The sequence below is a fragment of the Rhodopseudomonas palustris genome, from assembly GCF_007005445.1.
GTDB classification, from domain to species: domain Bacteria; phylum Pseudomonadota; class Alphaproteobacteria; order Rhizobiales; family Xanthobacteraceae; genus Rhodopseudomonas; species Rhodopseudomonas palustris_G.
In genome coordinates, this window is sequence record NZ_CP041387.1 from 980048 (window position 1) to 993482 (window position 13435).

Sequence of the window (13435 nt, forward strand, 5' to 3'; positions counted from 1 at the left end):
AGCAGCACGCTGCTGACCGCGCGGAAACCGTGGCGGAGGAAACACCGAGTCCGAGTATCATGCTGCGTCATCTCGAATCTCAGCTCGATTTCATCTACTTTTTCTACGGGCTGGCGTTCATCCTGCTCGGCGTATTGTGTCTCGCGATCGCTAGCCGCCGCGAGCAGGAGCACCGGGCGCTCGTTCGTCTGACCCGTCTGACAGGGCTGTTCGGCTGCGTCCACGGGGCGAGCGAATGGCTCGACATGATTGCGCTGATCGTCGGGGACACGGCGGAATTCGCCGTTGCGCGCGCGGCGGTGTCGACACTGTCGTTCGTGTTGCTGGCGGAGGCGGGCCGACAGGGCGGATTGTCGCGCGGCATTCCGATGCCCGGGCCGTGGATCTTCGGCGCGATCGTGCTGGTGATCGGCGTGATCGGTGCGGTCGACGGAGTGCCCTCGGCCGACGCGATGGCGCGCTATCTACTGGCTGCTCCCGGTGCGGTGCTGGTCGGATTCACCCTGTTTGCCCGCCGGACCGACTACGCGGAAGCGATACGGCCGCTGATCATCGCGGTGGCGGCCGGATTCGGCTGCTACGCAGTGGCGGCGGGCGTGATCGTCGAGCCGGCGCCGTTCTGGCCCGCCGACGTCGTCAACCAGGACGCGTTCCAGCAGCTCACCGGAGTTCCGATCCAGCTCGTGCGCGGACTGATCGCGGCGATCTTGGCGGTGCTGACCTGGGCGGCGTGGGGCCGCCGGGTGATGGAGCGGTTTGCCTATCCGGACTATTCCGTCCACCTGAAGCGGCAGTTTCTCGGGGTGGTGACGATACTGCTGGTGATTCTGCTGCTGGGCTGGGCGCTGACCAACCGGCTCGGCGAGATCTACCGCGAAGGCGCCGAGGCCGAAGGTAACGGCGACGCGGCGCTGCTGGTGAGCGGCTTCGAACGCGAGATCGCGATGGCCGATGCGGTGGTGAGGGAACTCGCCACGTCGCCGACGATCCTGCCGCTGCTCGGCGGCAGCGACGCCGCCAGCCTCGGCACCGCCCGATCGGTGCTGCAGCTCGAGGCTGGCGCCGTCGAGGCGATCCGCAGCCTCGTGGTCGATCGTGGCGGGCAGATCGTCGGATCGTCTGATCCGTCCGATCGGAACTGGCTGGGGCAGCCGAACCTGCAGGCGGTCGATTGGTTCGAGAAGGCGATCGCCGGCCGGCCGGTTCGCGAGTTTCGCGTCGATCCGCCGCAGCGGCTCAGGACGTATCTGACGGCCGCGCCCGTCCGCGGCGCCGATGGCACTATTCAGGGCGTTGCGGCGCTGGAGATTTCGCTTGAAAGCCTGGCCGCAGTGATGAGCCGGTTCAATCGGGCGTTCTTCGTCGTCGATCCCCGCGGGCTGGTGATCATCACCAACCGACCGGACGAATGGCTGAGGACTTTGTGGCCCAGGCCGGATATGCCGCGGCTGCAACTCGCCGAACAGCTCGGCGCGCCGGCGCGGCCGCAGATGTTGAAACGCGAGGTTTTCGGCCAAGGCTGGGCGGAGTTTGGCGGCCGGCGCAGTTACGTGGTCCGCCAGCCGATCGGCAGCTCCGGCGTATCGCTGGTGCTGGCGCTTCCGGTAAAGGACATCTTCGCGAGCAGGCTGCTCGGTATCGTCATCACCTTGCAGGTGGTGATCGCCGCGCTGTTCTATTTCTTCGGCCTGGATCGCGGGGCGCGGGACCGCGTGCAGCGTCAGCTTCGGGAGGAACTGCAGGACCGAACCAGAGATCTGGCGCGCCAGGCCACGACCGATGCTCTGACCGGGCTGCACAACCGCTCGAAGTTCAACATGCGGCTGGACGAGGAACTGGCGCGCTCGCAGCGAACCGGCCGGCCGTTCTCGCTGATTATCTTCGACATCGATTACTTCAAGGAAGTCAACGACGTCTATGGTCACCCGATGGGCGATCAGGTGCTGATCCGGTTGTCGCAGACGGTGGCGGCGAGTGTCCGCCGCGCCGATCTGCTGGCGCGCTGGGGTGGTGAGGAATTCGCGGTGCTGCTCGCCGACACCGATGCGGCGGCGGCGGCCGAAACTGCCAAGAAGCTGCGGCTGCTGGTCGCGCACACCATCTTCGAGCAGGTCGGCAGCATTACGGCGAGCTTCGGAGTCGCTCAGTTCATGCCGGGTGACAACGCCGAAACCCTCCTGGCCCGTGCCGACAACGCGCTGTATCGCGCCAAACTGAATGGCCGGAACCGGGTCGAGATCAGTCTGCCGACGATCGAAGCCGCGGAGCTGTCGCCGACGACATAGCGGCGACATGCCACGACATACAGCAGCCTTGCCACGTGCCCGATAGAAGCCTGCTGTCAGAAGCCGGTGTGCGCCGACGAGCTACGTCGACAACGGCCGCATGCCGACAGCGCGCGCGCTTGCCGTCGGCATCGCCGTGTCGATCTGAAGTCGCGCGACGGCTCGTGCGAGGGGCGCCTCTCGGTGGCGGAAGCGGCCGGCGTCAGGCGCTCAGCCGCGTGTCCTGCTCGGTCGCCGGACTTTCTGGTGGCTGCTCCTGGCGGTTCAGATGGGGCGCCAGCCGGGCATTGGTTTTCATGAATTGCTGCTGCCAGGCCATGCCGTCTTCCAGCACCCGCGCCATCGCGCCGCCGAGCCAATCCTGGTATTCGCGGAACGCATCGAGCGGTGTCGCTGCTTCGCCCATCCGCCGGGCCGTCTCCAGCGCGGCGCGAGTTCCAATTCGCCGGCGCTCGAACCAGCCGTCTGCGAATTCCTTCATGTTGTCGAGGACGGTCGCCTCGCTCTCCCAGAACTTGATCCCCACCGGTGCGTAAGTCTTGGCTGCGGGCTGCAACAGATTGGGGAACAACGTGACCGGATCAGTCATGCGTACTCTCCATCTTGCAAGATGAACTCACTGAACAGCGTTCTGCTGAGCAGTGACGCATACTTGACCGATTGTGCGTCGGCGTCACGACGAAAACGATCGCCGTCGCAATTCGTGATCGCCGAAGAGTTCCATGCGCCGCACGCAATGGCCAGTAGTGGTATCAGGTTGTGTAGTTAAGAGCTCATTAACAAACTCGGACGCATCCTAGTGATCCGCAACCTGTTCGGGAGAACGCCGATGTGGTCCAGCCGTGAAGCTTTCGAGAACGACGCTTGCCCGGTCCGCGAGGAACTGCTGGGTCAGATGTATCGCGCCAACGAGAACGGATTGTCGCAGCTCGTCGACAGCGTGTCGGGCGATGTTCGGGCGATGCTGGCGCTGTTCTGTTATCGCCGCGCGCATTTGCAACCACTGGCGCTCGCCGTAGCGGCGAGCTGCGACGAGCGCGATCTGGTCGTGGCCGGAGGCCGCGCCGGTTCCGTGCTGTACGCGCTGGCCCACGAGCGGCGGGCGCCGAGCGTCAGCAGCTATTCCCAGCGCAAGGCGATCACGCTGTCGACCGCGCCGCTGGCCAGCTTCGCGCCGCTCGATCAGGAGACCGAGTTAGAACTCGACGACGAGCCGGCGCCCGACACCACCAACTGATCGGTCAGGTCGTTTGCGAACCCGGAAGTGGCGCTAGGCGGAACTTGCGCCGCGCCATCAGGCATTCCGGATCGCCGGGCTGGCAGTCGCGGCATACTTCGGGGCGTAGCGCATAGATCGTGCAGGCCGTCGTCTGGCCGATCGTCCCAGCGAGCGCTCCGCAGCGGTCGTTGTCGCAGCGCATTCCCGACAGCCGCGCATTGACTAACGCCGCCGGAATCGCATCCAGCGCGGCGTCGTCCTCGATCGTGAAGCGCGGCCAGTTCTCCGAATAGCCGCAGCACGCGCCGCAGCTCTGGCACGGGTTGGCGGCGTCGATCGGGGCGAGAGCGATCATCGGCTCTCTGTATCCTGAAGCGGCCGCCGGCGAAACCGGCCGACGCGCGTCGACGCGCGAATTCTCCGGTTATTCCCGCGCCTTCGTGGCCGCGGCGAGCAGTGCCTCCAGTTCGGCGATCCGGATGTGGCGCGTCGTGATCGCCGCGGCGACGTCGGCGGCATCGAATTTCTGCGGGATGTGCTGCGGGCAGTTGCTGTTCCACGCCGCCACTTCGAACAGAATCGCCTGTTCGGGCCGCGCCTTGTAGCCCTTCGGCATCAGCCGGGCGATCAGCTCCGGATCGTCTTCGATCACGTGGGCGCGGCCCCAGATCTTGATGCGGCGGCGGTGCGCATAGTCGATCACGAACAGATAGGCCTTCGGATTCTCGGCCAGATTGCCCTGGGTGATGAACTGCTGATTGCCCTTGAAGTCGGCGAACCCGAGGGTGTGGGCGTCGAGCACATGGAGGAAGCCCGCCGGGCCGCCGCGATGCTGGATATAGGGCTGCCCATCGGCGCTGGCGGTGGCGAGCAGCACGGTGGTCTGGGCGCGGAGGAAGGCGGCGAGGTTGTCGTCGATCGTGGTCGCCCAGCCGCCATTGCGCTCGACGCGGGCATAGGCGTCGCGTGATCCCTTGCGGGTCTGGATCGCCTTGACGGACGGGGTGAAGGCGATGTCGCTGGAGAAGTGCAGTGTGTCGGTCATGGGATTTCTCCTGCTCGAATGTCTCTCGGACAGGTCGTCTTTTCTTATTGATAGAACAATCAGTTGATTTGACACTTCATTGTTGCAAGTTCTGAAATGGTGGCATGGACCGCCTGGACACGATGATGGCGTTTGTGGCCGTCGCCGACCTTCAAGGCTTCGCGCCGGCTGCGCGGAAACTTCGGCTGTCACCTTCCACGGTGACCCGGCTGGTCGCGACGCTGGAACAACGGCTCGGCACCCGGCTGCTGCAGCGAACCACGCGCTCGGTGGCTCTCACCGACACCGGCGCGCGCTATCTGGAGCGGGTGCGGCGGATTCTCGCCGATCTCGAAGAGGCCGACGCGTCGGCTGCGGCCGCGCGGGTCACGCCGTCCGGCCGGCTGGTGGTGTCGGCGCCGGTCGGCTTCGGCCGGCGCTATGTGGCGCCGCTGCTGTCGGATTATCTGTGGCGCTATCCGGAGGTGACCGGCGAGTTGCGGCTGTCGGACCTGATGATCAATCTGGTCGAGGACGGCGTCGATTGCGCGGTCCGGATCGGGCATCTGTCGGATTCCAGTCTGGTGGCGCGGCAACTCGGCGCGATGCGGCGGATCGTGGTGGCGTCGCCGGACTATCTGGCGGCGCGCGGCGTGCCAGCGACCCCGGCCGAGATCGCGGCCCACGACGTCGTGCATTTCGGCCAGAGCGGCGCGCCGGTGGATTGGCGCTTCATCGTCGAGGGCCGTGACGTCCGGGTGCCGTGCGCGCCGCGCCTCGTCAGCAACGTCGCCGATGTCGCGATTCTGCATGCCGAGCGCGGCGGCGGCCTCGCGCGCGTACTGGCCTATCAGGCCGCCGAGGCGATCGCGGCGGGGAGGCTGCAGATCGTGCTCGCCGACTACGAGGTGCCGCCGCTGCCGATCGCGATGGTGTATCCGACCGCACGGCTGCTCTCCGCCAAGGTGCGCGCCTTCATCGATCTTGCGGTGGAGACGGCGGACTGGCAGTTCGGCGGCAATGTGAAGGGGAGCAGCGCGTGATGGCGGATCTGTTCGACAGTCTCGATCCGCCGTTGCCGCGCCGCGAGGACATCGCGCCCGGTGCGGCATTGCTGCGCGGCTTTGCCTGCGACAACGAGCATGATGTGCTCGCCGCGATCGATGCGGTGGTGGCGCGCGCGCCGTTCCGCCACATGATGACGCCGGGCGGCCATACGATGAGCGTGGCAATGACGAGCTGTGGCAGCGCAGGCTGGGTCACCGACCGCCGCGGCTATCGCTATTCACCGAACGATCCGGACAGCGCGGCGCCGTGGCCGCAGATGCCCGCGGTGCTGCGCGATCTGGCGCAGCGCGCCGCCGCCGAGGCCGGCTTTGCCGGCTTCGATCCCGATGCCTGCCTGATCAACCGCTATGTCCCCGGCGCCAAGATGGCGCTGCATCAGGACAAGGACGAAGTCGATTTCTCGGCGCCGATCGTGTCGGTGTCGCTCGGTCTGCCGGCGACGTTTCAGTTCGGCGGCATGGCCCGCAGCGACAAGCCGCGGCGCTACGAGCTCCGCCATGGCGATGTGTTCGTCTGGGGCGGACCGTCGCGGCTGGTGTATCATGGCGTGCTGACGCTCAAGGACGGCGAGCATCCGCTGCTCGGCCGGCAGCGGATCAATCTGACCTTCCGCAAGGCGCTGTAGTGCGCTCTAATTCTTCGGCCGTTTGTCGAACACCCGCCGGGCCTTGCCGAGCGAACGTTCCAGTGTGTCGGGCGGCACGACTTTAATCGTCGTCGAGATCCCGATGGTGTTCTTGATGTAGGCGGCCACGCGTTCGGCGTGCGGGACGAGGCCGGCGCCGTCCCAGCTCTCGGCGCGGGCCTCGGCCAGTACCGTCATCTCGTCCATCCGCCCCTCGCGGGTCAGCTCGATGATGAAATGGCCGCCGCACCAGTCTGTGCCGAGCAGCACCTCCTCGATCTGGGTGGGAAACACGTTGACGCCGCGCAGGATGATCATGTCGTCGGAGCGGCCGGTGATCTTCTCCATCCGCCGCATGCCGGGGCGCGCGGTGCCGGGCAAGAGGCGCGTCAGGTCGCGGGTGCGATAGCGGACGACGGGGAAGGCTTCCTTGGTCAGCGAGGTGAACACCAGTTCGCCCTTCTGGCCATCGGGCAGCACCTCGCCGGTCTCCGGATCGATCACTTCGGGATAGAAGTGATCCTCCCAGATGTGCAGCCCGTCTTTGGTCTCGACGCATTCCTGCGCGACGCCGGGTCCGATCACTTCCGACAGACCGTAGATATCGGTGGCGTCCATGTCGAAAGCCTGCTCGATCTCGGCGCGCATCGCGTTGGTCCACGGCTCGGCGCCGAACACGCCGTATTTCAGCGAGGACGCCCGCGGGTCGAGGCCCTGGCGTTTGAATTCGTCGAGGATCGCCAGCATGTAGCTCGGCGTCACGGTGATGATATCGGGCCCGAAGTCGTTGATCAGCTGCACCTGCCGCTCGGTCATGCCGCCGGAGACCGGCACCACGGTGCAGCCGAGCTTCTCGCCGCCGTAATGCGCGCCGAGCCCGCCGGTGAACAGGCCGTAACCGTAGGAATTGTGGATGATCATGCCGCGCCGCGCGCCGGCAGCGCGCAGCGACCGCGCCATCACGGTGGCCCATGTGTCGATATCGTTCGCGGTGTAGCCGACCACGATCGGCTTGCCGGTGGTGCCGGACGAAGCGTGGACTCGCACCAGGTTTTCGCGCGGCACCGCGAACATCTTGAACGGGTAGTTGTCGCGGAGGTCCGTCTTCACCGTGAACGGAAACTTCGACAGATCAGAGAGCTGGCGGAAGTCCGACGGATGTACGCCCTTGGCGTCGAACGCGGACCTATAGTGCGCGACGTTGTCGTAGGCATGCTTCAGCGACCACGCCAGCCGCTTGGTCTGCAGCGCCGTGATCTCGTCCCGGGAGGCGCGCTCGGCGTCGTCGAGTTCGGGATTGTAGGTACCGGGCTTGATCTGGTGCACCGTCGCGGCCATTGCCGTCTCCTCCCTCAACGTTGGTCTTGTTGCTGTTGCGGCACCAGCGCGCCGCCGATCGCGCGCGAATGTCCGCGGAATTCGGCGATCACCACCGATCCAGAGGTGACGCGGACGTCGTAGATGCCGCTGCGGCCGGAGCGCGACACTTCGCGCGCGCTCGCCACCAGCCGGGCGCCGAGCTTGCCGGGGCGGATGAAGCTGATCGTGCCCTGCGCCGCGACGGTCGTGTCGTTGTAGGAGTTGCAGGCATAGGCGAAGGCGCTGTCCGCCAGCGTGAAGATGAAGCCGCCATGGGCGATGCCGTGGCCGTTGACCATCTCGGTGGTCACCGTCATCGCCAGCGTGGCGAAGCCGGCGCCGATCTCGACGATCTCCATGCCGAGCCCCTTGCTGGCATGGTCGTTGGCCCACATCGCATCGGCGCAGGCCCGCGCCAGTTCGTCCGCGGACAATCCGTCCTGCACGATCACGACGCCCTCCCGGTGAAGTTCGGCGCGCGCTTGGCGATGAAGGCGTCGACGCCTTCGGCGTAGTCCGGCGTGCGGCCGGCCTTTTGCTGTAGGTCGCGTTCGAGATCGAGCTGGGCGTCGAGCGTGTTGGTGGCTGCCGCCGCGAGCGCCTGCTTGATCAGCGCCAGGCCCTGCGTCGGTTGCGCGGCGAGATGCGCGGTCAGCTTTTCGGCTTCGCCGCGGAGCTGATCGTCGTCGACCGCGCGCCAGATCAAGCCCCAGTCCGCGGCGGTCTCGGCGCCGATCGGCTCGGCCAGCATCGCCAGCGCCCGGGCACGGGCATCGCCGATCAGCCGTGGCAGCAGCCAGGTGCCGCCGGAATCCGGCACCAGGCCAATTTTCGCGAACGACTGGATGAACTTGGCCGAGCGCGCCGCCAGCACGATGTCGCAAGCCAGCGCAACGTTGGCGCCGGCACCTGCCGCGGTGCCGTTGACCGCGCACACCACCGGCTTGTCCAGCGCACGGATGCGCCGCACCAGCGGATTGTAGAACTCCTCGATGGTGACGCCGAGATCGGGCGCAGCGCCGTCCGTCACCGCGACGTCGGCGAGATCCTGGCCGGCGCAGAAGCCGCGCCCGGCGCCGGTCAGCAGCACCGCGCGGCAGGCCGGATCGGCCGCTTCGTCGAGCGCGGCGGCCAGCGCACGGTGCATCGCGGCGTTGAACGAATTCAGCCGGTCCGGCCGGTTCAGCGTGATCACGCGCCACGCCCCCCGATCGTCGATCAGGACCTCGTCCACGTTTCTCTCCCTCACCGTATCGGGGCTTTTCAAAAGCCTCTTGAATTGAACGATCGGTCAGTCAATTATTAGCCCAAGCCATCATCGTGTCAACGGCCGGCGTGGACGTCAAACCGCGCCGCGAACCGTGGGCCGCCACCGGGAGGGACTCCATGACCGTCACCTTGCAAAGCCTCGTCTGCGATCGCTGGGTGACGCCGGAGAGCGGCCTGGTCGAGATCGCAAGCGCGATCGACGGCCGCGCGGTGGCGCGCGCCTCCAGCGCCGGGCTGGATTTCAAGGCGATGGTCGATCATGCCCGCGATGTCGGCGGGCCGAATTTGCGCAAGCTGTCGTTTCATCAGCGCGCCGACATGTTGAAAGCGCTCGGCGTGTACCTGACGGAGCGCAAGGAGCAGCTTTACGCGCTCGCGGCCGACACCGGCGCCAACCGCCGCGACAACGCCATCGATATCGACGGCGGCCTGGTCACGCTGGCGGCGTTCGCCTCGCGCGGTCGCCGCGAATTGCCGGACACGCCGTTCATCACCGAGGGCGAGGTCGAGTCCTTGTCGAAGCGCGGCAGTTTCGTCGGCCAGCACATTCTCACCCCGCGCCGCGGCGTCGCGGTGCACATCAACGCCTTCAACTTCCCGTGTTGGGGCCTCCTGGAAAAGCTGGCGCCGGCACTGCTGGCCGGGGTGCCGGTGATCGCCAAGCCGGCGACCGCGACCGCCTACGTGGCCGAGGCGCTGGTGAAGCTGATCGACGAGTCCAAGCTGCTGCCGCAAGGCGCGCTGCAACTGATCTGCGGCGGCACCGGCGATCTGTTCGATCACCTGAGCGGTCAGGACGTGATCGCTTTCACCGGCTCGCTGGAAACCTCCGAGAAGCTGCAGGCGCATCCGAACGTCGCCCGCCACGCTATCCGCTTCATTGCCGAACGCGACTCGCTGAACGCCGCGATCCTCGGGGCGGACGTGACGCCGGACGCGCCGGAGTTCGATCTGTTCGTCCGTGAGATCGTGCGCGAGATGACCGCCAAGGCCGGGCAGAAATGCACCGCGATCCGCCGCGTGCTGGTGCCACGCGCGCTGGAGGCTGCGGTGATCGAGGCGCTGAAAGCCAAGCTCGCCGAGGTCAGGCTCGGCGATCCGCGCAGCGACGACAAGGCCATGGGCCCCTTGGTCAGTCGCGGCCAGCGCGAGGCGGTGCGCGCCGCGATCGCCACGCTGCAGAGCGAGGCCGAGATCGTGTCCGGCGATCCGAACGCCTGCGACGGTGACGGCATCGATACCCAGGCGGGCGCTTACTTCGCGCCGGTGCTGCTACGCGCGCGCGAGCCGATGCAGGCCAGGCTCGTCCATGCCACCGAAGCCTTCGGACCGGTCGCCACCGTGCTGGCCTATGACGATGTCGATCAGGCGATCGAATTGGTGGCGCGCGGCGAGGGCAGTCTGGTGGCGTCGCTGTTTACTTACGACGACGCGGTCGCCGAGCGGATCATCCTTGGTCTTGCGCCGTTCCACGGCCGGCTGTTGATCGTCGACCGCAACGATGCGGCGGAATCCACCGGCCACGGCACGCCGTTGCCGGCGCTGCTGCACGGCGGCCCCGGCCGCGCCGGTGGCGGCGAGGAGCTCGGCGGCTTGCGCAGCGTGCATCACTACCTACAGCGCACCGCGATCCAGGCGTCGCCGCGCCGGCTCGCGGCGCTCACCGGCACCTGGAGCCGCGGCGCGCCGGCGCCGGCTGCCGAGGTGCATCCGTTCAAGCTCAACTTCAACCAGCTCGAAATCGGCCAGAGCATCGAGACTGCGAGCCGGCCGATCACGCTGGACGACATCGAGCACTTCGCGCACTTCACCGGCGACACCTTCTACGCCCACATGGACGAAGCCGCCGCCAAGGCCAATCCGTTCTTCCCCGGCCGCGTCGCCCACGGCTATCTGATCCTGGCGTTCGCCGCCGGCCTGTTCGTCGATCCGGCGCCGGGCCCGCTGCTCGCCAATTACGGCCTCGACAATCTGCGCTTCCTGAAACCCGTCTCGCCCGACGATACGATCAAGGTGAAGCTGACGGTGAAGCAGAAATCGCCGGCGCGGCGGCCGGAATACGGCGAGGTGCGCTGGGACGTCGAGGTCGTCAATCAGAACGGCGAGCCGGTGGCGCGCTACGATCTCTTGACGATGAGCGCGCGGCCGGCGGCGTAGCATCGCGGCACCCCACCGCGTCCGGCACAGGCCCGCTTATTATACCGGTTTCCAGACAGGAACCTTGCGGCGGCGGCGGTGGTTGAGCTGTCGCCAGTCGCCACGATCGAACGACGATTGGTAGCACGGCGGCTCTGGTGTTCTCGGCCGCCGCGGTGGCAGGCCTCGGATAGATAGCTCAATCCGAAGGGGAGGCGCGACGTTCGATCACCACCGGAGAACCCTGCCGATGCTGGACAAGGTGAGGGGCGCCGATCTCGCGATGCTGAGCACGCAGGCCCTCAAGACACGGCTGCTGCAACTGGTGGACGGGCAGGACGAAAAGCGGCTGAGCGAGAAGCTGGCCCTGCTGGACGGCACGCTCGCGCCCTACATCGACGAGCTGACACGGCGCAATCCGTATCCGCGCGCCGAGGATCAGGTCGCGGCGGTGATCGGGGTGTGGACGCCGGTGTGGTCGACCATCCCGTTTCACCATGCGCTGCCCGGCCGGATTCCCTCGCAGTCCTACCAGATCTTTCGTGACCGCGGCTTCTACGCCAACGTCGCGCACCATGCGCCGGGGCACCAGAACGCGCTGTTGCACCGGCTGACGCCGCTCGGCCTCGCCTGCAATTTGATGCTGGTGCAACGGTTCGAGGTCGTGGACGGAAGCTGGCTGATCGAGAATATCGGCATCGAGGTGGCGCGCGGCCGCCGCGACAAGGGCCTCAGCATCGACGACGCCGAAACCTGGTTCGATGCTGTGCTGGCACAAAAACTTGATCGCGCCGACACTCCGAACGCCACCCTCGGCGCTCCCAACCTCAGCGGCCTCGACGCGGCATCAGCAAAGCGGCTGGCGAAGTCGTTCCAGGCCAAGCCGATGATGCAGAACATCTACCTCGACGACGATCTGCGCCTGATCCGAAGCCAGCGCGAAGCCGCACAGCGGCCGTCTTACACCATCGGCATCCGCCTGTGCTGATGCGCCGGCCGCCGGCACGGCCTCGTCGCGGACCAAGCGATCATCCGTCCGAACCAGCAGCTTCGCCACGCCGTCAGTCACGACTTAGTTGTCGCTCCGGGGCGCGAGCTCTAGCTCGCGAACCCGGAGCCCCTAGTTGCTTCGGCGCCCAACCACCAAGTTTCCGCCGCGCGGCGCGCCCCAGCCTCTCGCTGGGATAGCGACGGGCGTACAACTCGGACGCCGTCGGCGCCGCGAGACCGCGATAGCATGGCTGTTCGACATCGCGATCGACACGCCCAGCGTCATGCTGAGGAGCGAGCGCAGCGAGCCTCGAAGCATGGGCCGCGAGTGTGTCCGCATCCTTCGAGGCGCGCCTGCGGCGCGCACCTCAGGATGACGGTTGAGCGGGTGCTACACGCAGGCTTATCTGCGGCGCCTGCCGATGCCGTGAGCCGCACCGTCGCGCTAGCTACTCCGCCGCCACCGCGCGCGGCCGCGTCGTCGCCAGCAGCAGCAGGTCGCGATAGGACGGCGCCACGGTGACGCGGCCGATCAGGCCTTTGTCGCGCAGCAGGCGGTGCGCTTCGGGCAGATTGTAGCAGGGCAGGTACATGAACAGGTGATGCTCGGCGTGGTAGTTGACCCAGTACGGCGCGATCAGCGCGCGCTCCAGCGGATTGGCCAGCGTGGTGCGCGCCTGGCTGAACGGATCGGCGCCGGTGGAAGTGCAGGCGTGTTCGGCGATGTTGCGCACCCGCGTCACCAGCGGCAGCCAGGTCGCCATCGCCACCAGCCAGACGCCGACGAACCAGATGCCGGCACCTGCCAGCCAGAACAGCAGTAGCAAGACCGCGTTGGCCGCGAGAAAGCGCTGGGTGCGCGCCTTGCCGCTGGCGACGAAGCTGTCGTGCTTCGGCGCGCCGCTGTCCGCCGGCGCGAACAACGCCTTCAGCGCCGGCAGCCGCTGCTTGACGAAGGTCTGGCCGGTGAGGTCGCGGATCGCCTTGCGGACAAAACTGTCCTTGCTGATCGGGAACGGCGCCGACAGCACCAGATCGGGATCTTCGGGCTGCTGGGTGTATTTGTGATGCTGCAGATGATAGCGCCGATATGCCTGCAGATCGGCGCCGACCGGCACGGCACACAGCCATTGCCCGATCCACTCGTTGAGTTTTGGATTGCGGTGTAGTCCGCCATGCGCCGCCTCGTGCATCAGGATGGCGAGGCCGAGTTGCCTGGTGCCGACGATCATCACCGCGATCAGCCAGGTCATCGGGTTCGGCCAGATCGTCACCAGCGCGACGGCGAGGGCGATCGTGCCCCAGGCATGCGCCACCAGCCACAGGCCGCGCGCCGAGCTGCGATGCGTCAGCCGCGCCCATTCGTCGGGCGTGAAGATGGTCTTCGGATCGATCCGCGCCACTGCCGGCATCGCCGCCTCCCTGATTTTGTTTTCGGCAGTGTCGGGGAAGCGCCCGGC

At 67.0% G+C, this 13435-nt stretch carries 13 protein-coding genes; 6 read left to right on the top strand and 7 right to left on the bottom strand.

Going from position 1 to position 13435, the window contains the following annotated elements:
• Positions 1-59 precede the first annotated feature (59 nt).
• Positions 60-2285 (top strand): GGDEF domain-containing protein, encoded by a 2226-nt coding sequence (locus tag FLL57_RS04490; protein WP_142882245.1) that lies wholly within the window; start codon positions 60-62, stop codon positions 2283-2285.
• Positions 2286-2487: 202 nt separating this feature from the next.
• Here the strand turns inward: FLL57_RS04490 and FLL57_RS04495 are convergent, their stop codons facing one another.
• Positions 2488-2874, bottom strand: a complete 387-nt coding sequence (locus FLL57_RS04495) for a hypothetical protein (protein WP_142882246.1) — start codon at positions 2872-2874, stop codon at positions 2488-2490.
• A 240-nt stretch (positions 2875-3114) separates the two neighbouring features.
• Between FLL57_RS04495 and FLL57_RS04500 the strand changes: the two genes are divergently transcribed.
• Positions 3115-3522: a hypothetical protein gene (locus FLL57_RS04500; protein ID WP_142882247.1), complete on the top strand. Its 408-nt coding sequence runs from the start codon at positions 3115-3117 to the stop codon at positions 3520-3522.
• A gap of 4 nt (positions 3523-3526) precedes the next feature.
• On the opposite strand, the gene FLL57_RS04505 is transcribed toward FLL57_RS04500, so the two are convergent.
• Together FLL57_RS04505 and FLL57_RS04510 are read right to left on the bottom strand one after the other, a co-directional pair.
• On the bottom strand, positions 3527-3859 hold the full coding sequence (locus FLL57_RS04505) for a YkgJ family cysteine cluster protein (protein WP_041807443.1): 333 nt from the start codon (positions 3857-3859) through the stop codon (positions 3527-3529).
• A gap of 69 nt (positions 3860-3928) precedes the next feature.
• Positions 3929-4549, bottom strand: coding sequence for a pyridoxamine 5'-phosphate oxidase family protein (locus tag FLL57_RS04510; protein WP_142882248.1), 621 nt, complete (start codon positions 4547-4549; stop codon positions 3929-3931).
• Positions 4550-4653: 104 nt separating this feature from the next.
• Between FLL57_RS04510 and FLL57_RS04515 the strand changes: the two genes are divergently transcribed.
• Entirely contained in the window at positions 4654-5571 is a 918-nt protein-coding gene (locus FLL57_RS04515) for a LysR family transcriptional regulator (RefSeq protein ID WP_142882249.1), read from the top strand.
• Entirely contained in the window at positions 5571-6221 is a 651-nt protein-coding gene (gene alkB / locus FLL57_RS04520; RefSeq protein WP_185966182.1) for a DNA oxidative demethylase AlkB, read from the top strand. The genes FLL57_RS04515 and alkB overlap by 1 nt, the downstream gene beginning before the upstream one ends.
• 6 nt (positions 6222-6227) lie before the next feature.
• On the opposite strand, the gene paaK is transcribed toward alkB, so the two are convergent.
• The 3 genes from paaK to paaG are packed head-to-tail and all read right to left on the bottom strand — an operon-like array spanning position 6228 to position 8814.
• Positions 6228-7559, bottom strand: coding sequence for a phenylacetate--CoA ligase PaaK (gene paaK, locus FLL57_RS04525; protein ID WP_142882251.1), 1332 nt, complete (start codon positions 7557-7559; stop codon positions 6228-6230).
• 14 nt (positions 7560-7573) lie between these two features.
• Positions 7574-7975: a hydroxyphenylacetyl-CoA thioesterase PaaI gene (paaI, locus tag FLL57_RS04530; RefSeq protein ID WP_235677260.1), complete on the bottom strand. Its 402-nt coding sequence runs from the start codon at positions 7973-7975 to the stop codon at positions 7574-7576.
• A 53-nt stretch (positions 7976-8028) separates the two neighbouring features.
• On the bottom strand, positions 8029-8814 hold the full coding sequence (gene paaG / locus FLL57_RS04535; RefSeq protein WP_142882253.1) for a 2-(1,2-epoxy-1,2-dihydrophenyl)acetyl-CoA isomerase PaaG: 786 nt from the start codon (positions 8812-8814) through the stop codon (positions 8029-8031).
• Positions 8815-8966: 152 nt separating this feature from the next.
• Here paaG and paaZ point away from each other — a divergent pair, with 152 nt between their 5' ends.
• Positions 8967-11006 carry a phenylacetic acid degradation bifunctional protein PaaZ gene (gene paaZ / locus FLL57_RS04540; RefSeq protein ID WP_142882254.1) on the top strand — a complete coding sequence of 680 codons (2040 nt, stop codon included), beginning with the start codon at positions 8967-8969 and terminating at the stop codon, positions 11004-11006.
• Between the two features lie 229 nt (positions 11007-11235).
• A complete protein-coding gene (locus tag FLL57_RS04545; protein WP_013503474.1) occupies positions 11236-11973 on the top strand; it encodes a hypothetical protein in 738 nt (245 codons plus the stop codon).
• A gap of 451 nt (positions 11974-12424) precedes the next feature.
• Here the strand turns inward: FLL57_RS04545 and FLL57_RS04550 are convergent, their stop codons facing one another.
• On the bottom strand, positions 12425-13387 hold the full coding sequence (locus FLL57_RS04550; protein WP_142882255.1) for a fatty acid desaturase family protein: 963 nt from the start codon (positions 13385-13387) through the stop codon (positions 12425-12427).
• Positions 13388-13435: the final 48 nt, after the last annotated feature.